Source organism: Nonomuraea lactucae, assembly GCF_003313395.1.
Taxonomy (GTDB): domain Bacteria; phylum Actinomycetota; class Actinomycetes; order Streptosporangiales; family Streptosporangiaceae; genus Nonomuraea; species Nonomuraea lactucae.
The window spans coordinates 1-25,597 of sequence record NZ_QNFZ01001048.1; the positions used below are offsets into that span (position 1 = coordinate 1).

General features: G+C 68.6%; 22 protein-coding genes. 18 read left to right on the forward strand and 4 right to left on the reverse strand.

Annotated elements, in window-relative coordinates; all coding sequences use genetic code 11:
* From DQW85_RS40140 to DQW85_RS40180, 9 genes are all read left to right on the forward strand, one after another.
* The coding region (locus DQW85_RS40140; protein ID WP_162795766.1) for a molybdopterin-dependent oxidoreductase at window positions 1–942 on the forward strand (942 nt) is incomplete at its 5' end.
* Window positions 939–2,288: an NADH-quinone oxidoreductase subunit NuoH gene (gene nuoH, locus DQW85_RS40145; protein ID WP_113704967.1), complete on the forward strand. Its 1,350-nt coding sequence runs from the start codon at window positions 939–941 to the stop codon at window positions 2,286–2,288. The genes DQW85_RS40140 and nuoH, both read left to right, overlap by 4 nt.
* Window positions 2,275–2,790 (forward strand): NADH-quinone oxidoreductase subunit NuoI, encoded by a 516-nt coding sequence (gene nuoI / locus DQW85_RS40150; protein WP_113704982.1) that lies wholly within the window; start codon window positions 2,275–2,277, stop codon window positions 2,788–2,790. The genes nuoH and nuoI overlap by 14 nt, the downstream gene beginning before the upstream one ends.
* On the forward strand, window positions 2,783–3,541 hold the full coding sequence (locus tag DQW85_RS40155; RefSeq protein ID WP_113704968.1) for an NADH-quinone oxidoreductase subunit J: 759 nt from the start codon (window positions 2,783–2,785) through the stop codon (window positions 3,539–3,541). Before nuoI ends, DQW85_RS40155 begins: the two co-directional genes overlap by 8 nt.
* Window positions 3,538–3,834 carry an NADH-quinone oxidoreductase subunit NuoK gene (gene nuoK / locus DQW85_RS40160; RefSeq protein ID WP_113704969.1) on the forward strand — a complete coding sequence of 99 codons (297 nt, stop codon included), beginning with the start codon at window positions 3,538–3,540 and terminating at the stop codon, window positions 3,832–3,834. Before DQW85_RS40155 ends, nuoK begins: the two co-directional genes overlap by 4 nt.
* Window positions 3,835–3,907: 73 nt before the next feature.
* Window positions 3,908–5,752 carry an NADH-quinone oxidoreductase subunit L gene (gene nuoL, locus DQW85_RS40165; protein ID WP_205315777.1) on the forward strand — a complete coding sequence of 615 codons (1,845 nt, stop codon included), beginning with the start codon at window positions 3,908–3,910 and terminating at the stop codon, window positions 5,750–5,752.
* Complete coding sequence (locus DQW85_RS40170) at window positions 5,752–7,317, forward strand: NADH-quinone oxidoreductase subunit M (RefSeq protein ID WP_113704970.1); 1,566 nt, start codon at window positions 5,752–5,754, stop codon at window positions 7,315–7,317. Before nuoL ends, DQW85_RS40170 begins: the two co-directional genes overlap by 1 nt.
* Window positions 7,314–8,900 (forward strand): NADH-quinone oxidoreductase subunit NuoN, encoded by a 1,587-nt coding sequence (nuoN, locus tag DQW85_RS40175; protein WP_113704971.1) that lies wholly within the window; start codon window positions 7,314–7,316, stop codon window positions 8,898–8,900. The genes DQW85_RS40170 and nuoN overlap by 4 nt, the downstream gene beginning before the upstream one ends.
* A gap of 9 nt (window positions 8,901–8,909) precedes the next feature.
* Window positions 8,910–9,899, forward strand: coding sequence for a polyprenyl synthetase family protein (locus tag DQW85_RS40180; RefSeq protein WP_113704972.1), 990 nt, complete (start codon window positions 8,910–8,912; stop codon window positions 9,897–9,899).
* Here DQW85_RS40180 and rarD read toward each other — a convergent pair.
* Entirely contained in the window at window positions 9,875–10,903 is a 1,029-nt protein-coding gene (gene rarD, locus DQW85_RS40185; RefSeq protein ID WP_113704984.1) for an EamA family transporter RarD, read from the reverse strand. The genes DQW85_RS40180 and rarD overlap by 25 nt on opposite strands.
* A gap of 121 nt (window positions 10,904–11,024) precedes the next feature.
* Here rarD and msrA point away from each other — a divergent pair, with 121 nt between their 5' ends.
* The 5 genes from msrA to DQW85_RS40215 all read left to right on the forward strand — a co-directional run bounded on the left by msrA (window position 11,025) and on the right by DQW85_RS40215 (window position 16,918).
* The gene (gene msrA, locus DQW85_RS40190) at window positions 11,025–11,699 is read left to right on the forward strand and encodes a peptide-methionine (S)-S-oxide reductase MsrA (RefSeq protein WP_113704973.1); all 675 of its coding nucleotides are present in this window, start codon (window positions 11,025–11,027) and stop codon (window positions 11,697–11,699) included.
* A gap of 1,353 nt (window positions 11,700–13,052) precedes the next feature.
* On the forward strand, window positions 13,053–13,949 hold the full coding sequence (locus DQW85_RS40195) for an NsdA family TPR-like regulatory protein (protein ID WP_240197730.1): 897 nt from the start codon (window positions 13,053–13,055) through the stop codon (window positions 13,947–13,949).
* Between the two features lie 41 nt (window positions 13,950–13,990).
* Window positions 13,991–14,515, forward strand: a complete 525-nt coding sequence (locus DQW85_RS40200; protein WP_113704974.1) for an NUDIX hydrolase — start codon at window positions 13,991–13,993, stop codon at window positions 14,513–14,515.
* An 862-nt stretch (window positions 14,516–15,377) separates the two neighbouring features.
* On the forward strand, window positions 15,378–16,031 hold the full coding sequence (locus DQW85_RS40205) for a VOC family protein (RefSeq protein ID WP_113704975.1): 654 nt from the start codon (window positions 15,378–15,380) through the stop codon (window positions 16,029–16,031).
* A 470-nt stretch (window positions 16,032–16,501) separates the two neighbouring features.
* Entirely contained in the window at window positions 16,502–16,918 is a 417-nt protein-coding gene (locus tag DQW85_RS40215; protein WP_113704976.1) for a type II toxin-antitoxin system VapC family toxin, read from the forward strand.
* 193 nt (window positions 16,919–17,111) lie between these two features.
* Here the strand turns inward: DQW85_RS40215 and DQW85_RS40225 are convergent, their stop codons facing one another.
* On the reverse strand, window positions 17,112–18,284 hold the full coding sequence (locus DQW85_RS40225) for a Fic family protein (RefSeq protein ID WP_113704977.1): 1,173 nt from the start codon (window positions 18,282–18,284) through the stop codon (window positions 17,112–17,114).
* 302 nt (window positions 18,285–18,586) lie between these two features.
* Between DQW85_RS40225 and DQW85_RS40230 the strand changes: the two genes are divergently transcribed.
* Genes DQW85_RS40230 through DQW85_RS40240 form a run of 3 tightly spaced genes read left to right on the forward strand, consistent with a single transcriptional unit; the run spans window position 18,587 to window position 23,042 of the window.
* Window positions 18,587–19,432, forward strand: a complete 846-nt coding sequence (locus tag DQW85_RS40230; RefSeq protein WP_113704978.1) for a sialidase family protein — start codon at window positions 18,587–18,589, stop codon at window positions 19,430–19,432.
* Window positions 19,433–19,441: 9 nt separating this feature from the next.
* A complete protein-coding gene (locus DQW85_RS40235; protein ID WP_113704979.1) occupies window positions 19,442–22,702 on the forward strand; it encodes a hypothetical protein in 3,261 nt (1,086 codons plus the stop codon).
* Window positions 22,692–23,042: a hypothetical protein gene (locus DQW85_RS40240; protein ID WP_113704980.1), complete on the forward strand. Its 351-nt coding sequence runs from the start codon at window positions 22,692–22,694 to the stop codon at window positions 23,040–23,042. The genes DQW85_RS40235 and DQW85_RS40240 overlap by 11 nt, the downstream gene beginning before the upstream one ends.
* On the opposite strand, the gene DQW85_RS40245 is transcribed toward DQW85_RS40240, so the two are convergent.
* A complete protein-coding gene (locus DQW85_RS40245) occupies window positions 23,018–23,965 on the reverse strand; it encodes a helix-turn-helix domain-containing protein (protein WP_113704981.1) in 948 nt (315 codons plus the stop codon). The two genes, DQW85_RS40240 and DQW85_RS40245, sit on opposite strands and share 25 nt — an antisense overlap.
* Window positions 23,966–24,066: 101 nt before the next feature.
* Here DQW85_RS40245 and DQW85_RS40250 point away from each other — a divergent pair, with 101 nt between their 5' ends.
* A complete protein-coding gene (locus DQW85_RS40250; protein ID WP_113704986.1) occupies window positions 24,067–25,104 on the forward strand; it encodes a saccharopine dehydrogenase family protein in 1,038 nt (345 codons plus the stop codon).
* Between the two features lie 269 nt (window positions 25,105–25,373).
* On the opposite strand, the gene DQW85_RS47975 is transcribed toward DQW85_RS40250, so the two are convergent.
* Window positions 25,374–25,597, reverse strand: a 224-nt coding sequence (locus DQW85_RS47975; protein WP_338043452.1) for a carbohydrate-binding protein, incomplete at its 5' end; no start/stop codon positions are given.

The following is a 25,597-nucleotide window of genomic DNA, read 5'->3' on the forward strand; positions in this document are numbered from 1 at the left end:
CTCAGCGCCGCCTCGGGCGCCAGGCTCGCCTGGATCCCGCGCCGGGCCGGTGAGCGCGGCGCCCTGGAGGCGGGCGCGCTGCCCAACCTGCTGCCGATCGGCCGCCCGGTCGACGACGAGAGCGCCAGGGCGGAGATCGCCAGGGCGTGGAACGTGGCCTCGCTGCCCGCCACGCCCGGCCGCGACACCGCCGGCATCCTCGCCGCCGCCCGCGACGGCGACATCGACGCGCTGGTCGTGGCCGGCGTCGACCCCTACGACCTGGCCGACCCGGCCGCCGCGCTCGACGCGCTGGAGAACACCCCGTTCATCGTCAGCCTGGAGATCCGCGCCAGCGCCGTCACCGACCGGGCCGACGTGGTCCTGCCCGTCGCGGCCGTCCAGGAGAAGGGCGGCACCTTCGTCAACTGGGAGGGCCGCGGCCGCTCGTTCGAGGCGCCGCTCAAGGTGCCCGGCCTGCGGAGCGAGCTGGCCGTTCTCGGCAACCTGGCCGACCGGATGGACGTCCACCTGGGCCTGCCCGACGCCACGGCGGCCCGGCGCGAGCTGAGCGGCATCGGAGCCTGGCGCGGCACCCGCGTCGCCGCGCCCAACGCCGCCACCCGCTCGCAGTCCGTGCCCGCGCCGGGCGAGGCGCTGCTCGCCACCTGGCACCTGCTGCTGGACGACGGACGGCTCCAGGACGGCGAGCCCTACCTCGCGGGCACCGCCCGGGCCGCCGAGGCGCTGATCTCGGCGGATACGGCGGCGGAGATCGGCGTCGGCGACGGCGACAAGCTCGTCATCGGCGGCCCCGGGCCCAACCCGGTCACGCTGCCGGTCCGGGTCGCGGACCTGCCCGACCGGGTGGTCTGGGTCCCGGCGAACTCCGGCGGCTGCTCGGTCACCCGCGACCTGCGAGCCGAGGCCGGCGACATCGTCACCATCGGGAGCGCCTCATGACCCACGTTCTCGCGGCCGATCCGACCCTCGCCGACTTCGGCAAGGACCCACTCTGGATCATCATCGTCAAGGCCGTGATGCTCTTCGCCTTCCTGATGCTGGGCATCCTGTTCGGCGTCTGGTACGAGCGCAAGCTGATCTCGCGGATGCAGAACCGCTACGGCCCGAACCGGGCCGGCAAGTTCGGCCTCCTGCAGTCCGTGGCCGACGGCATCAAGATGGGCCTGAAGGAGGACATCTTCCCGCGGACCGTGGACAAGGTGCTCTACCTCCTGGCCCCGGTCATCATGGTGATCCCGGCCTTCCTCGCCTTCTCGATCATCCCGTTCGGGCCGATGGTCAACCTGTTCGGCGTGCAGACGCCGCTGCAGCTCGTGGACCTGCCGGTGGCCGTGCTGTTCATGCTGGCCATGGGGGCGATCTCGGTCTACGGCGTGGTGCTCGCCGGGTGGTCGTCCCGCTCGCCGTACGCGCTGCTGGGCGGGCTGCGGTCGGCGGCGCAGGTGGTCTCGTACGAGATCGCGATGGGCCTGTCGTTCGTGGGCGTGTTCCTCTTCGCGGGGACGCTGTCCACGTCCGAGATCGTCAAGGCGCAGGCGTCCGGCGGCGCGCTGTGGGGCCTGCCGATGCCCTCCTGGTTCGCCGTCCTCCTGCTGCCGTCGTTCCTGATCTACGTGGTCTGCATGTTCGGCGAGGCCGCGCGCATCCCGTTCGACCTGCCCGAGGGCGAGGGCGAGCTGGTCGGCGGCTTCCAGACCGAATACTCCTCGTCGCTGAAGTTCGCCCTGATCATGATGGGCGAGTACCTGCACACCTTCACCGCCTCCGGCATCGCCGTGACGCTGTTCCTCGGCGGCTGGCGGGCGCCCTGGCCGATCTCGCTCTGGGACGGCGCCAACCAGGGCTGGTGGCCGGTGCTCTGGTTCTTCATCAAGTTCGCGCTGACGTTCAGCTTCATCATCTGGGTGCGCGCCTCGCTCCCGCGCATCCGCTACGACCAGCTGATGTCGCTCGGCTGGAAGGTCCTCATCCCGCTCAACCTGGCGTGGATCATGCTGGTGGCGTCGGTCAGGGCCGTCACGTACGTCCAGGACAAGACCTTCACCGACACCTCCCTGACGCCCGTCTACGTGATCGCCGCGATCGTCGTGATCGGCGCGCTGGCCATCTGGGCCAGGTTCGACACGGTCAACCAGCGGCGCAAGGAGGCCAGGAAGGCAGAGGCCGAGGCCGAGTTCGAGGAGCTGTCCAAGGAGCCGACGGCCGGTGGCTTCCCGGTGCCGCCGCTCGATCTGCCGCACTACCACGGGGTGCAGCACAAGGAGATTCCCAGTGGGACTAACTGATTGGCTGAACCCCGTCAAGGGCTTCGGGGTCACCTTCCACACGATGTTCAAGAAGCCCGTCACGACCAACTACCCGGAGGTCAAGAGGCCGACGGCGCCCCGCTTCCACGGGCGCCACCAGCTCAACCGGTGGCCCGACGGGCTGGAGAAGTGCGTCGGCTGCGAGCTGTGCGCCTGGGCGTGTCCCGCCGACGCGATCTACGTGGAGGGCGCGGACAACACCGAGGAGCAGCGCTACTCGCCGGGCGAGCGCTACGGCCGCACCTACCAGATCAACTATCTGCGGTGCATCCTCTGCGGCCTGTGCATCGAGGCCTGCCCCACCCGGGCGCTCACGATGACCAACGAGTACGAGCTGGCCGACGGCGACCGCGAGAGCCTCATCTACACCAAGGAGATGCTCCTCGCGCCGCTCACGCCCGGCATGGAGCAGCCTCCGCACCCCATGCGGCTCGGTGAGACCGAAGAGGACTACTACCGGCTGGGACGGACCAATGGGTGAGACCGTCACGTTCTGGGTGCTCGCCGTCGTCTCCGTCGGCGCGGCGCTCGGCATGGTCTTCAACAGGAAGGCCGTCTACTCCGCGCTGATGCTCGGCGGCGTGATGCTCTGCCTGGCCGTCATGTACGCCGTGCAGGACGCGCCCTTCCTGGCCGCGGTGCAGATCATCGTCTACACCGGCGCGGTCATGATGCTCTTCCTGTTCGTGCTCATGCTGGTCGGCGTCGACTCCTCCGACTCGCTGGTCGAGACGCTGAAGGGCCAGCGCTTCTGGGCCGTGATCGCGGGCGTCGGCTTCGCGACGCTGGTGATCCTGGCCGTCGGCAACGCGGTCTTCACCCCGGCGGCCGGGCTGGCCACGGCCACCGCCCAGGGCGGCAACGTCCGGTCCGTGGCCCTGCTGATCTTCACCAAGTACGTGTTCGCGTTCGAGATCACCTCCGCGCTGCTGATCACCGCGGCGCTCGGCGCGATGGTGCTGGCGCACCGCGAGCGGCTCACCGAGAAGGCCACGCAGAAGGTCCTGTCCCGGGCCCGATTCCGCGGCGAGCGCCCGTCGCCGCTGCCCGGCCCCGGCACGTACGCCACGAACAACGCCATCGACATGCCGGCGCTGCTGCCCGACGGCTCCGTCGCCGAGGACTCGGTCAACCGCTACATCGCGCGCTACGACGTGGAGCACGACCACCTCCCCACGGACCCCAAGCTGGCCGAGGCCATCCAGCACAAGGCCGAGGAGGAGTCCAAGTGACCGCGCACTACCTGGTCCTGTCGGGCCTGCTGTTCGCCATCGGCGCCATGGGGGTGCTGATCCGGCGCAACGCGATCGTGGTGTTCATGTGCGTCGAGCTCATGCTCAACGCCTGCAACCTCGCGTTCGTCACCTTCGCCCGGCAGCACGGCAACCTCGAAGGCCAGATCATCGCGTTCTTCGTGATGGTGGTGGCCGCGGCCGAGGTCGTGGTGGGCCTGGCCATCATCGTGACGATCTTCCGAACCCGCAGGTCCGCGTCGGTCGACGACGCCAACCTGCTGAAGTACTAAGAGGTGACTGGTGGAATCTCCTGTTGAGATCGCCCAGTACACCGCCGGCGGCGTGATCGGCGTCTCGTGGCTCATGATCGCCCTCCCGCTGCTGGGGGCGGCGGTCCTGCTGGTCCTGGGGCGGATCACCGACCGGTGGGGCCATCTGCTGGGCGTGGCCATGTCCCTCGCCTCGTTCGTCGTGGCGGTGCTGGCGTTCCTCGAACTGGTCGGCCTGCCCGAGGCGCAGCGCCGCCAGGCCGTGTTCCTGTACGAGTTCATCCCCGGCATGGCCGACATGGGGCTGCTGATCGACCCGCTGTCGATCAGTTTCGCGCTGCTGATCACCGGTGTCGGATCGCTGATCCACATCTACTCGGTCGGCTACATGTCGCACGACTCCGACCGGCGCCGCTTCTTCGCCTACCTCAACCTGTTCGTCGCCGCGATGCTCCTGCTGGTGCTGGCCGACAACTACGTCGGGCTGTTCATCGGCTGGGAGGGCGTGGGCCTGGCCTCCTACCTGCTGATCGGGTTCTGGCAGTTCAAGCCGTCGGCCGCGGTCGCCGCGAAGAAGGCGTTCATCGTCAACCGCGTCGGTGACTTCGGCCTGCTGGTCGGCATGTTCGTCATCTGGTCGTCGTTCGGCACCTTCGCCTTCGCGGACCTCGGCGCGAAGGTGGGCACGGCCTCGCAGGGCACGATCACCGCGATCGGCCTGCTGCTGCTCCTCGGCGCGTGCGGCAAGTCGGCCCAGCTGCCGCTGCAGTCGTGGCTGCTCGACGCGATGGAGGGCCCGACCCCGGTCTCGGCCCTCATCCACGCCGCGACCATGGTCACCGCCGGCGTCTACCTGGTGGTCCGCTCGGGGGCCTTCTTCTTCGAGCCCGGCTCGCCGCAGGCGCTGGCCGTCGCGATCGTCGGAGCCGCCACGCTGCTGGCCGGTGCCATCATCGGTTGCGCGAAGGACGACATCAAGAAGGGCCTCGCCGGCTCGACGATGTCGCAGATCGGCTACATGATGCTGGGCGCGGGCCTCGGCCCGGCGGGCTACGCGTTCGCGATCGGCCACCTGTTCACGCACGGCTTCTTCAAGGCCGACCTGTTCCTCGGGGCCGGCTCGGTCATGCACGGCATGAACGACGAGGTGGACATGCGCAAGTACGGCGGCCTGCGCAAGTACATGCCGCTGACCTTCGCCACGTTCATGGTCGGCTACCTGGCGATCATCGGCTTCCCGCTGCTGTCCGGCTACTTCACCAAGGACGGCATCATCGAGACCGCGGTCCACCTGCAGCCGGTGCTGGGCTGGCTGGCCGTGCTGGGCGCGGGCATCACCGGCTTCTACATGTCGCGGATGGTCTTCATGACCTTCTTCGGCGAGAAGCGCTGGGCCGACGACGCGCACCCGCACGAGTCGCCGTCGGTGATGACGATCCCGCTGATCGTGCTCTCGATCGGCTCGGTCTTCCTGGGCGGCTACCTGATCCTGAGCAACCGGCTGCTGCTCTTCCTCAGCCCGGCGGTCGGGCGCCCCGAGGAGCTGCCGGAGTTCCACTTCGCGAGCGTTCCGGGGCTCGCCACGCTGGGGCTGGTGGCGGTGGGCGCGGGCTTCGCCTGGATGAGGTACGGCCGGGCCGAGGTGCCCGTGCTGGCGCCGCGCGGCTCGTTCGTCACCGCGTTCGCCCGGCGTGACCTGTACGGCGACGCGCTCAACGAGTCGCTGTTCATGCGTCCCGGCCAGTGGCTGACCCGGATCGCGGTGTTCCTCGACAACCGCGGCATCGACGGGGTGGTCAACGGGCTGGCCGCGGGCATCGGCGGGACCTCCGGCCGGCTGCGGCGGGTCCAGACGGGCTTCGCCAGAACGTACGCGCTGTCCATCCTGATCGGCGCCGCCCTGCTGACCGGCGCCCTGCTCCTCGTTGGGAACATCTGATGTCGTCACTCTGGCTCCCGATACTCATGGCGGTGCCCGTGCTGGGCGCCGTCGTGGTGGCCCTGCTTCCCAAGGGCAGTGACACGCTGGCCAAGCAGGCCACGCTGGCGGTCTCGCTGGTCGTGCTGGCGCTGACGCTGGTCATGGCGTTCCAGTTCCCGTCGGCGAGCGGCGACAGGTTCAAGTTCGCCGCCGCCTACGACTGGATCCCCAGCTTCGGCGTGCACTTCGGGGTGGGCGTCGACGGCATCGCGCTCGTGCTGATCGCCCTGTCGGCGGTGCTCGTGCCGATCGTGGTGCTCGCCTCCTGGCACGACGCCGACGGCGTCCGCACCGCCGACGGCACGCTCATCACGCCGAAGCGGTCGGTCAAGACGTACTTCTCGCTGCTGCTCGTGCTCGAGGCGATGATGATCGGCGTCTTCGCGGCGACCGACATCTTCCTGTTCTACGTGTTCTTCGAGGCCATGCTGATCCCGATGTACTTCATGATCGGGTCGTACGGCGGCGCCCAGCGGTCCTACGCGGCCGTCAAGTTCCTGCTCTACTCGCTCTTCGGCGGCCTGCTCATGCTGGTCGCGGTCATCGGGCTCTACGTGGTCGCGGGCAAGGGCACGTTCATGTTCCCCGAGCTCGTCGGGGTCATCCAGGACCCGGCCACGCAGAAGTGGCTGTTCGCCGGCTTCTTCATCGCCTTCGCGATCAAGGCGCCGCTCTGGCCGGTGCACACCTGGCTGCCCGACGCGGCGGCGCAGGCCCCGGCGGGCGCCGCCGTGCTGCTCGTGGGCGTGCTGGACAAGGTGGGCACGTTCGGGATGCTCCGCTTCTGCCTGGAGCTGTTCCCCGAGGCGGCCAAGGCGTTCACGACGCCGATCGTGGTGCTCGCGGTCATCAGCATCATCTACGGCGCGATCGTGGCCATCGGGCAGACCGACATGAAGCGCCTGATCGCCTACACCTCGATCTCCCACTTCGGCTTCATCGTGATGGGCGTGTTCGCCATGTCCCAGATCTCCCAGGCCGGCGCGGCGCTCTACATGGTCAACCACGGCTTCGCCACCGGGGCGCTGTTCCTGGCCGCCGGGTTCCTGATCGCGCGGCGCGGCTCGCCGCACATCGCCGACTACGGCGGCGTGCAGAAGGTAGCCCCGCTGCTGGCCGGCTTCTTCCTGGTCGCGGGCCTGGCCGGGCTGTCGCTGCCGGGGCTGTCGTCGTTCGTCAGCGAGTTCATGGTCATGGTGGGCACGTACTCCAGCACTGCCGCCGGCGCCGGCGCGCTGTCAGCGGCGGCGGTCGTCTCGGCGCTGGGCGTCATCCTGGCCGCCGTCTACATCCTGTGGATGGTGCAGCGGGCCATGAACGGGCCGACCGCCGAGCCGGTGAAGGCCTTCAAGGACCTCAACGTACGCGAGATCGTCGTGCTCGCGCCGCTGGTCGCCCTGATCATCGGCTTCGGGTTCTATCCCAAGCCGCTGCTGGACGTGATCAACCCCGCGGTGACCCAGACGCTGGTCAACGCGAACGTGGACAATCCGGATATCGCTGAGAAGGGGGCCGGCCAGTGAACGGTGTCATTCAGGCGCCGACGATCGAGTACGGCACGCTGGCGCCGATGCTGCTGGTGTTCGGCGCCGCCGTCATCGGCGTGCTGGTGGAGGCGTTCGCGCCCCGCTACCTCCGCAGGGCGATCCACGTGCCCCTCACGCTGCTGTCGCTGCTCGGGGCGTTCGCGCTGGTTCTCATCCAGGTGGTCAAGGGTGACGTGCCGACCACGGCGTCCGCGATGGGCGCGGTGGCGGTCGACGGGCCCGCGCTGTTCATCTGGGGCGTGATCCTCGTCCTGTCGTTCGTGTGCGTGCTGATGATCAACGACGAGGGCCACTTCGTCGCCTCGGCGGCGGCCGTGCCCGGCAGCGCCGAGGAGGAGGAGGCCGAGTCGGCCGGGTCCGAGCACACCGAGGTCTACCCTCTGGTGCTGTTCGCGGTCGGCGGCATGCTGCTCTTCCCCGCCTCCCACGACCTGCTGACGATGTTCGTCGCGCTCGAGGTCATGTCGCTGCCGCTGTACCTGCTGTGCGGTCTGGCCCGCCGTCGCCGCCTGCTGTCGCAGGAGGCGTCGATGAAGTACTTCCTGCTCGGCGCGTTCTCCTCGGCGTTCTTCCTGTACGGCACGGCCATGATCTACGGCTTCGCCGGGACGGTGTCGCTGCCGGGCATCAACAGGGCGCTGGGCACCGGCGCGCTGCTGGACCCGCTGCTGCTGATCGGCTTCGCGATGCTCGGCGTCGGCCTGCTGTTCAAGATCGGTGCGGCGCCGTTCCAGGCGTGGAAGCCCGACGTCTACCAGGGCGCGCCGACGCCCATCACCGCGCTCATGGCCTCCGGCACGCTCGTCGCGGCCGTGGGCGCCCTGCTCAGGGTGTTCTGGGTGGGTCTGGGAAACCTCGACTGGAACTGGCGCCCGATCATGTGGGCGGTCGCGGCCCTGACCATGATCGTGGGCGCGATCCTGGCGATCACGCAGACCGACATCAAGCGGATGCTCGCCTACTCGTCGATCGCGCACGCCGGCTTCCTGCTCATCGGTGTCATGGCCACGTTCGACGTGAGCGAGCAGAACTCCGGCTCGCTGTCGGCCATCCTGTTCTACCTGCTGGTCTACAGCCTCACCACCGTGGGCGCGTTCGCCGTCGTCACCATGGTCCGCGACCCGGGCGGCGAGGCCGGACACCTGTCCCGCTGGGCGGGGCTCGGCAAGCGGTCACCGCTGCTCGCCGGAATCTTCGCCTTCTTCCTGCTGGCCTTCGCCGGCATCCCGCTGACGAGCGGCTTCTTCGGCAAGTACGCCGTGTTCGCGGCGGCGCTCGCCAGCGGGTCCGAGGCCGGCGACTCGCTCGGCGGCTGGATGACCGGGCTGGTCGTGGTGGGTGTCATCGCCTCGGCGATCGCCGCGTTCTTCTACGTCCGCGTCATCGTGCTGATGTTCTTCAGCGAGCCCGCGGCCGACGGCCCGACGATCGCCGTGCCCAGTACGGGCACCGTAGCCGTCATCGCGGTCTCTCTTCTGATTACGGTAGGGGTGGGACTCTTTCCGCAGCCCATGCTCGACCTGGCCAACCAGGCCGCTTCCGGCCTGTTCATCAGATAGGGGACTCGTATGACCGCGCCACCCGTTGTTGACCTTCCCATCGAGGACGAGCGGTTGGCGCAGGACCTGGCCACCGGGCTGGCCGCGGTCGAGAAGCTCCTGCGCTCGTCGGTGGAGAGCGAGGACGCCTTCGTCACGGAGGCGTCCAAGCACCTCATCGAGGCCGGCGGCAAGAGGTTCCGCACGCTCATGGTGCTGCTGGCCGCCCAGTTCGGCGACCCCTCGGCGCCGGGCGTCGTGCCCGGCGCCGTGGTCATCGAACTGACGCACCTGGGTTCGCTCTACCACGACGACGTCATGGACGAGGCCCCGGTGCGCCGGGGGTCCCCATCGGCGAACGCCCGCTGGGACAACACCGTCGCCATCCTCACCGGCGACTACCTGTTCGCCCAGGCCTCCGACATCCTGGCCGACCTCGGGCCGGAACTGATCCGCATCCAGGCCCAGACGTTCTCCCGGCTGGTTCAGGGGCAGATCCGCGAGACCATCGGGCCGAAGGGAGACGACGACCCGGTGGCCCACTACATCAGCGTGCTGGCCGACAAGACGGGCTCCCTCATCGCCGCCTCCGGCCGGTTCGGCGCACTGCTGGCCGGGGCACCCGCTGACGTCGAGGAGCGGCTCAGCCGGGCCTGCGAGGCGATCGGTGTGGCCTGGCAGCTCGGCGACGACCTGCTGGACGTGGCCTCCACGTCGTCGGAGTCCGGCAAGACGCCGGGCACCGACCTGCGCGAGGGCATCCAGACGCTGCCGGTGCTGTACGCGCTGGCCACAGGCGGCCCCTCGCGGCTCGTGGAGCTCCTGTCGGGGCCGGTTCCCGAGAACGACGTGGAGGAGGCCCTGACGCTGCTGCGGGCGCATCCCGGGATGGCCCAGGCCCGCGCCGAGCTCGACGCCTGGGTGGACCGGGCGCGCGTCGACATCGCCGGGCTCCCCGACATCCCGGCCAAGGACGCCTTCCTGGCGCTGTGCGACTACGTGGTAGAGCGCTCGGGCTGATTCCCGCACCCGGTGCGGGGCGACTCGGTGTGGGGCGACTCGCTGGGGGGTGACTCGGTGTGGGGCGACGCGGTGCGGGACGTCTCGGTGTGGGACGACTCGCTGGGGGCCGACCGCCTCTCCCGGGCGGTCGCGCGCGCCGTGCGGACGCTGTCGTACGTGAAGATCGCCAAGGCCAGCCAGACGATCGAGAAGCCGATCCAACGGCTGGCCGGCATGATCTCCTTGGCGACGAGCACCCCGCACAGGAACTGCAGCGTCGGCGCGATGTACTGCAGGAGCCCGATCGTGCTGAGCGGCACCCTGATCGCCGCCGCGGTGAAGCACAGCAGCGGCACCGCGGTGATGACCCCGGCGCCGGCGATGAGCAGCGCGTGCCCCGCGTCCGTGTGGCCGAACGTCGCCTGACCAGCCGCCTCCAGGTACACCAGGTAGGCGCCGGCCGGGGCAAGCAGCAAGAGGGTCTCGACGGTCAGGCTCTCGGCCGCTCCCACGTTCGCCTGCTTCTTGACCAGCCCGTACACACCGAACGTGACGGCCAGCGCGAGCGCGATCCACGGCAGCCGCCCGTAGTCGAACGCCAGCACCAGCACCGCCACCGTGCCGAACCCCACCGCGACCCATTGGAGCGGCCGCAGCCGCTCCCGCAGCAGCACCACCCCGAACACCACGCTGACCAGCGGATTGATGAAGTAGCCCAGCGCGCTCTCCACCACGTGGTCGGTGTTGACCGCGTAGATGTAGACGCCCCAGTTGACCGTGATGATCAACGCCGCCAGCCCGAGCAGCCCGAGCTTCTTCGGCTGCCGGAGCAGTTTCCTCACCCACGACCAGTGCCTGCGCACCGCCAGCACCGCGACGACCGCCACCAGCGACCACACGATCCGGTGGGCGAGGATCTCGACGGCTCCGGCCGGCTTGAGCAGCGGCCAATAGAGGGGGAGCAGGCCCCACATCGTGTAGGCGGCGACACCGTACAGCACACCACGCCGAAGGTCAGGCATGTCACCCATCTAAGGCCATTACCACCCTTAAACACAAACACGTATCGCTACACGGGAATATGTAGGGATCCTAAACCGTTGCCCCTGCTGTAACCGTAGACAGGACTGTGGAGGTGGCACCATGGGCTGGCTGTTCGGCAGCAGTCTCGGCGGCGACAAGACATCGATGGTCCGGCCGGAGGACGCCCTGCCCGGGCGCACAACGACCATGCCCGTGCCGGCCCGGCACGCGGTCCTCGACGCCCCCCTCGCCCCGCCGTACCCCACCGGCGCCGAGATCGCCGACTTCGGCCTGGGCTGCTTCTGGGGCGCGGAGCGCAAGTTCTGGCAGACGCCCGGCGTCATCACCACGGCCGTCGGCTACCAGGGCGGCCACACGCCCAACCCGACGTACGAGGAGGTCTGCAGCGGCCTCACCGGCCACACCGAGGTGGTCAGAGTCGTCTACGACCCGGCCAAGGTCTCGTACGAGGAGCTCCTGAAGGTCTTCTGGGAGGCCCACGACCCCACCCAGGGCATGCGCCAGGGCAACGACGTCGGCACCCAGTACAGGTCGGCCATCTATCACCACTCCCCGGAGCAGCAGAAGGCCGCGGAGACGTCCCGGGACGCGTACCAGGACGTCCTCAAGGCGGCCGGCTACGGTGACATCACCACCGAGCTCGCCCCGGCAGGCCCGTTCTACTTCGCCGAGGACTACCACCAGCAGTATCTGTACAAGGTGCCGAACGGCTACTGCGGTCTCGGCGGAACGGGAGTGGCCTGTCCGGTGGGTCTGACGTACGACGAGGCGTAGACCTGCGTAGAAAGCCTGAATCTGGCCCTCGGTCGCTCGGCAAGCCCGGTGTCGATCCTGGGCCAGAGCTGCTTTCGGCGACAAGTTTCTCTACAGGGTGAGCTGCCGTCCCGCTTCCTGTGCTCGGGCCTTGGCGGCCCTGCGCTCCGGGTCGGGTTGCCATCGAGTTACTCCTGTGCCGCCAGGTGATCGCCCCGCCGCCTAAAGTCAGGCCACACCTCGCAGCCTTACCGGTCTCGGGGTGGCCTGGCTTCGACTCTCGGCTTCCAGGTGCTTGTACAGCTCGTCCAGGGTGCCCCCGCACCGTACATTCGAGAGCCCGTTGTGTGTCGGAACCGGGACGATACCTACCGCGTACCAGCCGCCCCCAGCAGCGTCCTGGATCTCCCAGCCTGGGAACGCACTGATCAGCTCGCGCAGGGTCACAGCCATAGTGGCTCCCCGGCGATCAGGTTGGAAGGCGGATGCGTGGAGCGAAGGTCCGCATAGCGGAGAGCGATTCGTCGGGCCGCCCGTTCGGGCTCAGTAGCCGGATGCCACGCGAACGTGGGTAGCCCACGCGAGCTGTCACGGCCCACTCGCCACCAGAAACGATCTCCGTCCGACCACACCACAAGGCCGACCCAGACGGATACGAGAGCCAGCCCGAACCCCTCGTGAACATCGGCGGAGATGCCGAGCGCCTGGAGTGATCGGCGTAGCTCTTCGGCCGTGTTCAACGGCACCGGGGGAGCCATGATCTGCGTTTTCCGCCTGGTCATAGGCTCAGTTCACCGATGTCGAAGTGCACGGCATAAGCGCGTGATCAGCGGCATTGGTGGGGAGCCGTTCACACCCCGTGTGAATGCGACGCAGCTGTGATCCCGTGTAAGGGTTCATGGCCTGTTCGAGGGGTGATGGCCCGCTTACACTCCGAACGGAGGTTGGCAGCCGACGCGGAGGGCCGATCAGTGGGTGAGCCGAACATCCTGTTGGACTCGCTGCTCTCCGAGGCAGGGATCTCCCACCCGGGACTCGCCGCGCGGATCAACGCCGTCACGGCGACAGCCCGCCGCCCGACCCGGTACGACCACACCGCGGTGGCCCGCTGGATCAGGGACAACGCCATTCCCCGCGGCGACGTACCGGAGATCATCTGCGAGATGGTCAGGCGCGGTTCGGGCTCCTACGATGTCGAATTGCCGCAGGCCCTTGACCAGGCTTGTCGCGCTCTGGCGGGGAGACCTCAGCAACAAGGTGTTCATCGCGGGTGCATCCATGATCGACGGGCCGGCCGCCATCGCGCCCGTCTTCGAGTGAGAGAACCCGCCGCACGAGATCGATGTCTCACGCCGCGGCCTGCGGCCCGTCCACATGGACGACGTCCAGGTCCTCAAGGACGCGCGCACACGGTACGAGCACATGTATCGAAGGGTCGGCGGCGTGGCCGTACGGCCGCGCATCGTGGCCTTCCTCAACACCAGCGTGACACCGCTGCTCAAGGGCAGCCACGACGACCGTGTCGGCAGGGAGCTGTTCCGCGCGGCGGGCGGTCTGGTCGCGCTCGCGGGAATCTGCGCCTACGACTCCCACCGGCAGGCGCTGTCCCAGCGTTACCTGTTCCATGCCTTGCGCATGGCCAAGGCGTCCGGCAACCTCGCGTTCGGCGGGTACGTGGTCGCCTTGCTGGCCAATCAGGCGATGTCGCGGGCGCGGTACCGGTACGTGATCCAGTACTGCGAGACGGCGCTTCGAGGCGCACGCGGCCACCTTAGCCCAGCTTTGGCCACCGACCTTCACACCCTTCAGGCGAAGGCATATGCGCGCGTTGGGGATAGGGCGAGTTGTCATGCGCACCTACGCCGCTCCGAGGCCACGGCGGCCCATATCCGGCATGCTGACGAGCCACCCGAGACCGGCTACGTACAGCCGGGCTTGCTGGAGTGCCAGCATGCAGAGGCCCTGCGGCGACTCGGCGACCTCATGGCCGCCCAGGAGTACGCCGAGGAGGCCCTCCGCTCCGCTGATGGCTGCCATCTGCGAGGGCAGACGCACCGCCTCGCGACGCTTGCTCTGGTACTGGCCGGGCGCGGCGAGCTGGACCAGGCCGCTGCCACGGCGGAATTCATGTTGGACCGGGCCGAGGGCATGGAGTCCGAGCGCATCGCCGAGCGGATAGGTATGGTGACCGCCGCGTTGCGTCCCTTCGACACCCGACCCGTGCGGGAGTTTCTGGCGCGGGCAGGGCAACAGGCGCGTGTGCCCTTGTAGCGTGGAGCCGAGATCAGGCATCCACACCGGGAGCACGCCGCATGCGCTGGCAGGTCCACTCAGAAGATCCTCTCTACACTGACCGCTGGCTTGACGTCCGGGTGGCAGACGTGGAACTGCCTGACGGCAGGCACTTGGATCACCGCCTCATCCGCACAGCACCGGGAGCCGGAGCGGTTGTCACCGACGACCATGGTCGCGTGCTGTTGATCTGGCGGCACCGCTTCATCACTGACTCGTGGGGCTGGGAGATCCCCATCGGCAAGATCGATGAAGATGAGGAGCCGAGCGTTGCCGCTGCGCGCGAAGTCGAGGAGGAGACCGGGTGGCGGCCAGGCCCGTTGCGCCCACTGCTCTACATCGAGCCGACCAACGGCATCTCCGACTCTGCGCACCACATCTTCCGCGCCGACAGCGCGACCCATATTGGCCCGCCCACCGAGGGGTGGGAGGCCGAGCGCATCGAGTGGGTACCGATCACCGACATCCGCCGACTCATCGACAAACGCGACATCGTCAGCGGCACCAGCATGGCAGCCCTGCTCTACGTCCTGGCCGAGGCTTAGATCTTCCATGGCTGTGCGCTGCCGGCCCCCACCGCTCCGCGGCCTTTCGGGTGCTTCGCATGGGCGCCGGCCGCGCACTCCGTCAGTGCTAGGCCGCCTTTTGCTCCCTCCGGCAGGCGATCATGCGCGCAGTAGCGATGCGTTGGCGGGCGAGTTCGGCCCAGCACGGCTCTCCGTTGCGGAGACCGCTCCCGGCATAGCGCCACTCGGCGACCGTGAAGGTCTCGGCCAGGGACGGAAGACCCAGATCGAGTAGTGGCGGGACTTGGTGGAGAAGTCGCCGCGGTGCGACTCATCAGCCATGATCATCTGGTGTGCAGCTCTGCGTTTGGGCTGCTGCTCGTCGGGGCCGACCGGCCGCGGACGGCGTCGGGCGCCGAGTCAGCAGGAACCGTCGATCGCCCGATCCGGCAGCCCTGGGAGATCGCTCGGCTGAGGGTGACCGAGCACGCCCGCCGCAAGCCACACCTCGCAGCCGTACCGGTCTCGGGGGTGGCCGGATGCCATGGGAATGTGGGTAGCCCACGCGAGCTGTCACGGCCCACTCGCCACCAGAAACGATCTCCGTCCGACCACGCCACCAGGTTGATTCAGACGGAGATCACTGCGAAGTGCTGATCACGCTCGATCAGCCGGCTGTGGAGCGAATGAGGGTGTTAATGCAGGCGGGCGGCGGGAAGACCCTGCACAACAGACCGTCTCTGCGGCGGGCGGGAAGTCGTCCTCGCTGGCGGGGGCGAGTCCGTGCGTGGGCGGCATGGGTCGAGGAATGCAGCCGACCGGTGCGCCGCCTCTTTCCAGCGCATCACGACGTGAGGAGACCCCAACGAAATCGTGAGCTGACACCACCCAGGAGAGCACTATGAGCACCACGAACGTTAACGGCAACGACATGAAGCTCGAGGTCGTCGTCATTCCCGTCTCCGACGTCGACCGCGCGAAGGAGTTCTACGCGAGGCTCGGATGGAGGCTCGACGCGGACCTCGCGAGCGGCGACGACTTCCGGGTGATGCAGTTCACGCCGCCTGGCTCCGGGTGCTCGGTCATCTTCGGCAAGAACGTCACCGCCGCGGCACCCGGCTCCGCCCAGGGTCTGTACTTGATCGTGTCCGACATCGGAGCGGCCCGTGAGGAGCTCGCCAGTCGCGGCGTCGAGGTGAGCGAGGTGTTCCACAGCGACGGCGTGTACACCGGCACGGACGATCCCTACCTGTTCGGGCGGCGCCGGGTCAGCGGTCCGGATCCCGAGCACGGCACCTACCGCTCCTACGCCTCCTTCCGGGATCCGGACGGCAACGGCTGGCTGTTCCAGGAGGTCACGACGCGGTTGGCCGGTCGCGTCGACCCGAGAACGACGACGTTCGCGTCGGTCAACGATCTCGCGAGCGCCCTTCGACGTGCCGAGGCCGCGCACGGCAAGTACGAGGCCCGGACCGGTCAAAAAGACGAGAACTGGCCGGACTGGTACGCCGCGTACATGGTGGCGGAGCAGACGGGGAGCGAACTGCCGTCGTGATTCCACCGCACCTTTCGTGCTGATGGAGCACGAGCGGCCGGGTAAATCCCTTCGTGTGCAGCGACATCCGGCTGCTCCTGTCCGGTCGGTCTGACGTCCGGCGACGCGTAGGCATACGTAGCGGCTGGTCCTTGCGCAGAGCGAGGACCGGCATTTTGCTACTTCGAGTAGTAAACTGGGCCTATGTGCATGCCAGAGCGAGACTTCGCCCCGGGAGACGGCCCGGCCGCCAAGGTCAGTGTGTCTCTGAGAGCGGGCAACATTCGCGCTGTCCGAGAGCGAGTCGGGGCCCGCGGGTTTTCCGCCTACGTCGATGCCGCTGTGGAGCGCCAGATCGAGCGGGATCTCTTGGAGGAGGCTCTGCAGGAGAACGAGGCCGCTTCTGGGCCGATCCCACAGTCATTGCGTGATGAGGCGGCGGAGTTGTTCCGCCGGGTCAAGTCCGCGCCCGAACTCCAAGAGGAGGACGGATGGCGCGCACACGAAGCCCGTTGAGCGCGGGCACCGTCGTTCTTGATTGCGAGGCGCTTGTGAAGTGGTGCGAGGCCGACCAGCGGGTGACAGCGTTCGTACGGGAGGCGCAGGACAGCGACTTTCGGCTTGTGGTCAGCGCCATGACACCGATCCAGGCACAAGACGTCCACGTCAAAAGCAATCGTCTCAGGTGGTATCTCTCCCGGCTGAAGATCGAGCCGGTGACCGAGGACATCTCGTCGCGAGCGATCGAGCTTCTTCGAGAGGCCCGCCTGAACGGTCACAAGTACGCCATCGACGCTGTGGTCGCGGCCACCGCACTGCGCTCGGTGCGCCCTGCCATCGTTCTGACGTCTGACGAGGACGACATGAGCAAACTGTGCGGGAAGGTAGTGCGGGTGATCCCTGTCTGAGACTGCTTGAAAGCCGGGCGGGGTCTCCGGAACTCCTGCGGAAGGCGGACCACTACCACCACCAGCAGTACCTGTACAAGGTTCCCAACGGGTACTGCGGGATCGGCGGGACTGGAGTGCCTTGTTCAGTCGGACTGACCAGAGCTTCAGTGGAGTAGTTGCAATGGCAGGTCTCGCGCAGGGCGATCATAATTCACGGTGCCGAGGCAAGACGTGGGCGCATCCACGAGTAGGGGTCGGTGAGTGGCGTGCGTCTTGCTCGACGGCTCTGTCGTATCTGTTGAAGCGGCTCGCCAGCTGTGTAGAAGCGTCCTCTTCCGTTGCCGTGCGGGACGAGGACTCCGGCGCTGGAAAGAGCTGCCAGGTCGCGGGTGGCGGTCTGGTCCTCGACGCCGGTTCGCTTCATATAGCTGGCGCGTCGCACCCGGTAGCCCAGGACGGCCTCGAACATGGCGTCGATCGCGCGCTCGGGAAGCGAATTTTCCTGGATGAGGGCGTCGAGCTCACTCCAGGTTGCTCCAGCCTCCCGCACTCGTTGAGCCACGGTCTGGGCCTGCATGTGATGGGCACGAAGATTGAATGAGATCCAAAGATGTGCATCGTCCCGCGGTTGCCACGAACCGTGGCCGGTGAGAGCCAGGGCGGCGTAATAGTCCTCAGTATTCGCCCCAAGCCATTCTTCGACGCTGGAGAATTCGGGCTCTCCGATGTCTGATCTTGTGAGTACGGAGGTTGCGAGAGCGCGAGCCATACGTCCGTTGCCATCGCGAAACGGGTGAATCATGACCAGGTTCAGGTGTGCCATGGCTGAGCGCACCACTGGATCGACCTCTGGTTCCGCGTGCAGGCTCTCGACCAGCGCATCCATGAGTGCTGGTACATCGCCGGCATCGGGGCCCTCGTAGACTACTTGATCCTTGCGATCATCGTGTACGAAGACTGGCCCCTTGCGGTAGCGCCCGGGTGACTTCGACGGTTCGTGTTGAAGCATCATGTAGTGCATCGCGCGAATCTCGGTGGAGTCGAAAGTCGAATAATCGTCCTCGCCCATCGCGAGAACGTAGCCCAAAGCGTGACGGTATCCCTGAATCTCCAGGAAAGTCCGCTCGTCGGCGCTGATTGGCTCTTCGCCGTCGAGGGCGGCTACAGCGTCATCCTCGGCGACTTGATAGCCTTCGATGCTGTTGGAACCGCGGATGGCTCGTGCCAAAGCGGAGCGACGCAGTCCGCCTTCCCAGCGTTTGGGTGTTCGCAGTACGTGGCGGAGCCGCTTGCGCATCTGGTGGATCTCGGCCAGGACACCGCGATCCTCTGTGGTCAGGGGAGGCGTGGTGTAGATCGCGGGATGTAGCGATGATGCCTTCATCTAGTCATTGTACATGCAGCTTGACTACTTGAACTAAACATCGCCCCAAGCGGGCTCTGCAGCGCAAGGCACACAGCGCCCCCTCCAGCAATGGATGGCGAAGACCGTACGTACGGTCCTGCTGGGGGCTGCTCTTCCCCAGCCACCGTTGCCAGGTCGAAGGCGCACCCGCCGATGGGTAAACGGATCTAGCCCCGCTCGATAGATCGTCTTCACGTTCGCCGGGATAAAAGATCAAGGTGCACGCAACAGTAGCCGCCCTGGTCCTCGCGGCCTCCCTCATGACAGGCACAACAGACCCGATGGCCACCAGCGACCGCCCCGCGATGGCCCAGGACACGGCAGTCGCCTACCGGGCATCGGACAGCGGTCTCTACATCAGCGAACTCGACGGATCCGGTGAAGGCTGGCACGGCCGCCACATCGACATGGGCGGCGGTTCCAGTCACGGACCGGCGCTGGCCCGGCTCGTTGACAGGTACATCCTCGTGTGGAAGGGCCTGCGCGACGATCCCCGGATGTTCATGTCCTCCAGCGTCGACGGCAAGACCTGGACCCCCCAGGTGCGGATCGTCTGGGACGGCGGCACCAGCCACGGCCCGGCCCTCACCGTCCACCGTGGCCTGCTCTACCTCGTCTGGAAGGGCATCGGTGCCGATACGAACATGTACATGTCCTCCAGCGTCGACGGCAGGACCTGGGCACCCCAGCAGGGGACCGTCCCCTTCAGCGGCACCAGCGAGGGGCCGGCGCTGGCCGCCACCGCCGACGGGCTGGTCCTCGGCTGGAAAGGCACTGGCTATCCGGACGGGCAGCTCCACTTCGCCCACTACCGCGCCGGGAAATGGAGCGACGCCTCCTGGGCGCCGGACAACGCGCACAGCGACCACGCGCCCGCGCTCGTCGGGTTTGCGGAAGGCAACGGCTACTGCGCGCTGTGGAAGGGGCGGAGCACGGATCAGAACGTCTACGCCGCGCACTCCGGCACTCAGGGGTGGGGCCCCCTGGTGACGCTCCGGGACGTCACGACCGGCGCGAGCCCGGCCGTCGCCGGTGACACCGCCGACCAGATCTTCCTCGCCTGGAAGGGCACGGACGACTCCGTGCGCACCGGCGGCCCCTTCGTCTGCTCCGACTCGAACCTCTAAGGACACGGCGTGCGTATCACGGTAGTTGGCCTGGTCGCCTGCCTGCTGGCCGGATTCGTCCAGCCCGTCGCGGCCGAGGACGCGGTCCCCCTCGACGAGGGGCTGCTGGCCGGGGTCGCGTTCGGCGCGGCCGTACGAATCAAAGACCCGGGCCCGGATTACGACAAGCGCGTGGTGCTGACCGCGGAACTCCTGGACTGGCGGGCCAGGCATCCGACCGCCTCGGCCGCGGAGGTCAGCGGCCACGCTGCGAGCGTCGAGGCGGCGGTGCGCTCCGGCTTCTCCACCGCCGACGCGAGCAGGTCCACACCGGAACGGCTGGGCAGGCTGCTCGAGCTCACCTACGCCGCTCCCGACGCGGCAGTCGGCGGCGAGCAGGCGGGCAGGCTCCTGGGCGCGCTCGCCGTACGCGACATGGCACCCGAGGCCGCCGTGGTGGACGTGACGAGGCGGCTGTCCGGCGCGCAGCAGCTGACCTCGGTGGACGTCTTCTACGGCCACGCCCAGACCCGCCTGTGGAGCGCACTGCGCGGCGCCGATGAGGCGGTCGCCCAGTCCTGGCAGGGCGTGTACGGCAAGCCGACGCCGACCCAGCCCGGGGGGCTGGACCCCAGGTGGACCTTCGACGACCTCAAGAAGGTCGCCAAGCTCAAGGAGCTCGTCGACCTCGACAAGCTCATCGCGGCGGCCAAGCTCGGCACCAAGGAGCTGATCACCGAGATCGGTGCCGCCTTCACCAACCTGCGCTTCAAGCTCAACGAGGCCAACGGCAAGCCCACCGAGCTGGGCGCGAGCCTGGAGGAGCTGCTGCGCAAGGCCGGCATTCCCGACCGGCCGAACTCCGGCGCCAGCCAGGCCGAGATCGCCAGGGCGTTCGAGCTGGAGAAGAAGCGCCGCGAGACCATCGACGGGGTCAAGGGCGCCCTGGACGTGGTCGCGACCGTGGCCGGGATGCTGGACAAGAAGATCGGCCGCTACGTCGCCACCTTCGCCGCCGCGGCCTACCAGGTGGCCACCGCGGTCAGCACGATCGTCACCGCGGCCGCCACCCTGGCCACCAGCACCGCCATCGGAAGCACGCTGGGCGCCTACGGGGCGATCGCCGGGGCGGCCGTAGGACTGGTCATGGCCGCGGTGCAGTTCTTCGGCGGCCTGAGCGCTGATGACGAGAGCGCCGCGCAGCAGGTCTCGCAGCAACTCGCCCAGGCCGTGGTGGAGGAGATCCACGCCGGTTTCAAGCAGACCAACGAGAACCTCAAACTGGTCAGCGACCGGATGGACGCCCGGTTCGACCGCATAGATGCGGGGCTGAACACGATCTATCGTGACATGCTGAGGGGTTTCGGCGACACCATGGAGCTGCTGCGCCAGAGCGACCTGCGGTTGGAGAGCATGCATGACCGGCTGCTCCGGCTCGTGGCCGCCTCCCAGCAGTTCAACCAGCAGCTCAACCAGCGGCTCAGCGAACTGGCCGGCGAGCCGTTCCTGTCGACCGCGTACACCTACGTCGACTACGAGGCCAAGAAGCACATACCCATCCCGGACTACGCCGACTACCTCCTGGCCGCCGACCGCTTCGGCATCACCGCCTCCCAGACCGCGCGCGGACCCAACTTCGCCTACCCGGGGCCCCCCGGCGACTCGCCGGAACTGGCGCTGCAGACCAACGGCCCTGCCGGGGCGATCACCTACCTGGCCAAGCTGGCCGCCTCCTACGGCATGCCCATACCGAGCACGGAACGCCCAGTGGCCAACGCGGACCTGTGGGCCGAGGCGGCACGCGCCTACACGCTGCTCGCGCTGCAGAACCCCGGCTACGCCAAACGGGAGATCGGCGCCGCCGAGCAGTCGGCCAATGGCGAGATCATCGCCGCGAACGGGCGCGCCATCCTCGCGACCGCCCAGGAGTTCAGCAAGCCCCTGCCCCGCAGCGGCGCGTCGACCAGGCCCGGCACCGGCCCTGCCACCAACGCGCTCTTCTCCGGCCTGCTGCGGCGTAACCAGGAGCTCACCACCGCGCTCCTCGACGATCTGCGCGACGTGGAGGACCAGGCACACGATCCGGGACGCCCGCTCACGCTCTGGTCGGCCGCGGACGGCTGGGCCGACATCGACGTCAACCGGCTGGCGGCCACCGCGGACGGCCCGTTGACCGGCGTGCCGGACCTGGCTCCCAAGTGCGGCACCTCGACCGGGGGCACTCCCACCCGCGCCGTCGCGACGGGCCGGGCCCTGCCCCGCTCGCTGCTGACCGGCATGTACCTGGACGGCCAGAAGGTGCGCTACTCCCACTCCTGCTGGACCAACGCCACCATGGGTGAGGCCACGGACGTGACCAGCAGGCCGCTGACCCGGCGCGTCTGCGAGTACGATCCCAAGTCACGCGGCCGCATCTGCGAGACCATCATCACCGGCTACCAGATGACGGGCACCAGCCCCATCCATGCCGAGGTCCAGGAGTGGGTGCATGTCGAAGGAGTCGGCGCGGTGCTGGGCCGCACCGTCCAGGCGAAGGGGCCCGGCCCCCAGTGCCGGTGGACCGCCCCCCACCCCGACGGCACCGCGCCCGCGCACTGCAGGCAGGCGCAGGACGCCGAAGCCCACCTGCCGCAGACCACGCTGACGCCTGTCACCGAGACCGTGCACCACGACGCCGCGGCACCTCAGGTCAGGGCCATGCTCGACGAACGCCGCGCACACTACCTGCGGCTGGTCGCCGCCAAGCTCACCCGCGGCGAGCTGCCACGCGCCGAGCTGCTCGAGGACAACCTGCGGCTGCTGCGCGCCTACACCACGCTGGGCTTCCCACGCGCGGTCCACGCCGACGACACCCTGCGCGCACTGCTGTACGGACCCGCGGGGCTGGGGATGAGCCCGGGCGCCATGGCCGACGCCTACAGCCGGGCCGCCACCGATCTGCTGGCGGGCCGGGGGGTCATGGGCTCGGTGGCGGAGAACGTACCGGAAAGCCAGGCCATGGTCGACAGCGGGCTGTCGACCTGCCCGGCGACCGGGCTGCTGACCGCGGATCCCTTGGCCGCCTGCGTCGCGCAGAGCGCGCGCCGCCGCAGGGACCTGTTCGCGCAACGCCTGGAGTGGCATTTCAGGGGCATACGCGACCGGGGTGTGCCGCAGACGCTGCCGATGGTGGTGGAGGCGCTGCGCAACCTGGAACTGGCCCAGCGACACCTATCGAGAAAGCCCATCAGGACCCCGAAGTCGTCGAGCGCGCCGCATCGCAAGGCGCGCGAGATCCTGAATGCCCGCTGACGGCTACGTTCTCGACGTTCGCCTGCTCGCCGAGGTCAGCCGCGGCGACAACGACGTGATCGCCCTTCTCCAGCAACTCGACGCCGACAACATCTCCATCATCGTGCCTGCCCTGGGCATCACCGGGGCCACGATCGAGACGGCGGCGACGAACGAACAGCTCGCCGTCATACGTGGGGTCGGCCGGCTCGACTCTGCGCACTTCGTCGCGCTGGCCGCGTTCGACGACACCACCGACCTGGCACGGATGCGGCTGGAGGTGGGCGCGCCGGAAGAACTTTGGGACGTGCAGACCGCGCTCCAAGCCATACTCCCTCACGCCCGGAACGTGCGGCGGTAGGTGTCCGGCGATACGCCGATTGTGCGGTGGAAGTGTCGGCGCAGTGTCGTGGCCGTACCCATGCCCGCGGCTGAGGCGATGGTGTCGACGCTGTCGTCCGTGGCCTCCAGCAGCTCCTGCGCGCGGCGGATCCGCTGCGTCAGCAGCCACTGCAGGGGGGTGGTGCCGGTTACCAAGCGGAAGTGGCGGGCCAGGTGGCGGGAGCTCATGTTCGCCTGCCGGGCCAGGTCCTCCACGGTGAGCGGCTGGTCCAGCCGCCGCATCACCCAGGGGAGCAGCTCAGCCAGGGGATGGCCGTCCTGGGCGGGCATCGGTGTGGTGACGAACTGGGCCTGGCCACCGGCCCGGTGTGGCGGCACGACCAGGCGGCGGGCCACCACGTTGGCGATCGCCGAGCCGTGGTCGCGGCGGACCAGATGCAGGCACAGGTCCATCGCTGCGGCCTTGCCCGCAGACGTGAGCACGCTGCCGTTGTCGACGTAGAGCACGTCCGGGTCGACCTTCACCCGGGGATAGCGCGCGGCGAGTTCCTCGGTGTGGGCCCAGTGCGTGGTCGCGCTCAGCCCGTCCAGCAGGCCGGCGGCGGCGAGCACGAACACGCCAGTGCACAGGGAGACCACCCGCGCGCCCGACTCGTGGGCGGCGCGCACCGCCTCGACCAGGTCGGCAGGCGGGTCCTCCTCGACGTCCGCCAAGGCGGGAACGATCACGGTGTCGGCGTGCGCCAGCCGGTCGAGCCCGCAGTCCGGCTCCACCAGGAACCGGCCGACCCGGACGGCATGCGTGCCGCACACCCTGACGTCATACCAAGGGCCTGGCACGGCGTCCGGGGCGGAGCCGAACACCTCGTAGGCCAGGGCCAGCTCGAAGTGAAGCATCCCGTCGGTAGCGGCGACCGCGACGGAGCGCGGGAAGGAACTCATGTCGGAAATTGTACGGGTCTTGTCGTTCCAGACACTGGAACCGATGGACCAACGCGGACAGGATTTACGCCGTGGAACACTTCGATCACGTGGGAGCAGGCATGGGATCGGGTCGGAACGTGGCGGTGTTCGGCGCCTACGGGCACACCGGGCGGTTCGTGGTCGCGGAGTTGCGCGAGCGCGGATACGTCCCGCTGCTCCTCGGTCGCGACCAGGACAAGCTGCTGGCGCTGGCGCAGGCCCAACCGGGGCTCGAGGCGCGGCAGACGTCGGTCGACGATCCGGCCTCGCTCGACCGCGCACTGAACGGCGCGGCGGCCGTGATCAACTGCGCCTTCGCCGCAACCGCCGCCCCGCTCATCGAGGCGGCGCTGCGCGCCGGCATCCCGTATGTCGACGTGGCGGCCGAGATCGAGGCGAACGTTGACACGTTCGCACACTTCGCGCAGCGCGCCCGTGCCGCCGGCACCGTGGTGGTCCCGGCGATGGCCTTCTACGGCGGCCTCGGCGACCTGTTGGTCACCACCGCGATGGGCGACTGGACGGCGGCGGACGAGGCGCACATCGCCTACGGCCTGAGCAGTTGGTACCCCACTGCCGGAACGCTCGCTTCGGGCGTGGTCTCGGGACAGCGACGGGGCGGCCGCCGTGTCCGCTACACCGGCGGACGGCTGGAGTACCACGACGACGCTCTGCCGACCCTGGAGTGGCCCTTCCCGGCCCCGCTCGGCCCCCAGAGCGTCATCGGAGAGTTCACCATGGCCGATGTCGTCACCGTTCCCAGCCACCTGGCCATTCCGGAGGTGCGCACCTACATGGCCGCCAAGGCGGCCGCCGACCTGTCCGCCCCTGACGCCTCGGCGCCGACCGCTGTCGACGAGCGCGGCCGCTCCGCGCAGACTTTCGTCATCGACGTCCTCGTCCGCTCCGGCGGTACGGAACGGCGCGTGGTCGCCGCCGGTCAGGACATCTACGCCATCAGCGCGCCGCTCGCGGTGGAGGCCGTAGACCGTATCCTCACCGGCCGGACCAGAACCACAGGCGTCGCCTCCGCGGGCGCGGCCTTCGACGCCCCGGACTTTCTCCGCGCCCTGTCCTCGCATCTCTCGCTGCACTTCCCGCTCGACGCACGCGGCTGACCGGCGACCCGTGCCGGGATCCATACCGTGGCCACTGCGCTCGATGAGCAGGCCGATCACGTGATGAGGATGGCACCGCACGTGCGCCACCAGGCCGCACCTATTACGCAGTCGCCGGTTGCAGCCCGACTGGCCGGGCACATGCCGGAACATCCCGCCCAGCTCGGCTCTGGCATGGCGAGGGCCGATGTCGATCTCTGTCGCCATCTGCCGTGGAACGACGACAGAAGACAGCGGGCGCCCGTAGGGGGACGGGCGCCCGCTTCCGCTCAGACGCGCTGCCAGAGGGCGGGGACGTTGGGCGGCTCCCAGCCGACCTGGCTGGTGTGCGACTGCCAGCATCGGTAGGTCACGCCGGCGTAGGTGACCAGGGTCCCCGCGGCGTAGGCGGTGTCAGGCTTCCACGACGTGGCGCCTGTCTGGGAGGGCGTCGGGGTCGGTGTCGGAGTTGGGGTAGGCGTGGGAGTGGGAGTTGGGGTGGGCGTCGGGGTGG

Bases quoted from the DNA above. Each gene is read 5' to 3' on its own strand.
- nuoH (WP_113704967.1), top strand. From the start codon at position 939: ATGACCCACGTTCTCGCGGCCGATCCGACCCTCGCCGACTTCGGCAAG.
- DQW85_RS40155 (WP_113704968.1), top strand. From the start codon at position 2,783: ATGGGTGAGACCGTCACGTTCTGGGTGCTCGCCGTCGTCTCCGTCGGC.
- nuoL (WP_205315777.1), top strand. From the start codon at position 3,908: ATGATCGCCCTCCCGCTGCTGGGGGCGGCGGTCCTGCTGGTCCTGGGG.
- DQW85_RS40170 (WP_113704970.1), top strand. From the start codon at position 5,752: ATGTCGTCACTCTGGCTCCCGATACTCATGGCGGTGCCCGTGCTGGGC.
- DQW85_RS40180 (WP_113704972.1), top strand. From the start codon at position 8,910: ATGACCGCGCCACCCGTTGTTGACCTTCCCATCGAGGACGAGCGGTTG.
- rarD (WP_113704984.1), bottom strand. From the start codon at position 10,903: ATGCCTGACCTTCGGCGTGGTGTGCTGTACGGTGTCGCCGCCTACACG.
- msrA (WP_113704973.1), top strand. From the start codon at position 11,025: ATGGGCTGGCTGTTCGGCAGCAGTCTCGGCGGCGACAAGACATCGATG.
- DQW85_RS40195 (WP_240197730.1), top strand. From the start codon at position 13,053: ATGGACGACGTCCAGGTCCTCAAGGACGCGCGCACACGGTACGAGCAC.
- DQW85_RS40200 (WP_113704974.1), top strand. From the start codon at position 13,991: ATGCGCTGGCAGGTCCACTCAGAAGATCCTCTCTACACTGACCGCTGG.
- DQW85_RS40205 (WP_113704975.1), top strand. From the start codon at position 15,378: ATGAGCACCACGAACGTTAACGGCAACGACATGAAGCTCGAGGTCGTC.
- DQW85_RS40215 (WP_113704976.1), top strand. From the start codon at position 16,502: ATGGCGCGCACACGAAGCCCGTTGAGCGCGGGCACCGTCGTTCTTGAT.
- DQW85_RS40225 (WP_113704977.1), bottom strand. From the start codon at position 18,284: ATGAAGGCATCATCGCTACATCCCGCGATCTACACCACGCCTCCCCTG.
- DQW85_RS40230 (WP_113704978.1), top strand. From the start codon at position 18,587: ATGGCCACCAGCGACCGCCCCGCGATGGCCCAGGACACGGCAGTCGCC.
- DQW85_RS40240 (WP_113704980.1), top strand. From the start codon at position 22,692: ATGCCCGCTGACGGCTACGTTCTCGACGTTCGCCTGCTCGCCGAGGTC.
- DQW85_RS40245 (WP_113704981.1), bottom strand. From the start codon at position 23,965: ATGAGTTCCTTCCCGCGCTCCGTCGCGGTCGCCGCTACCGACGGGATG.
- DQW85_RS40250 (WP_113704986.1), top strand. From the start codon at position 24,067: ATGGGATCGGGTCGGAACGTGGCGGTGTTCGGCGCCTACGGGCACACC.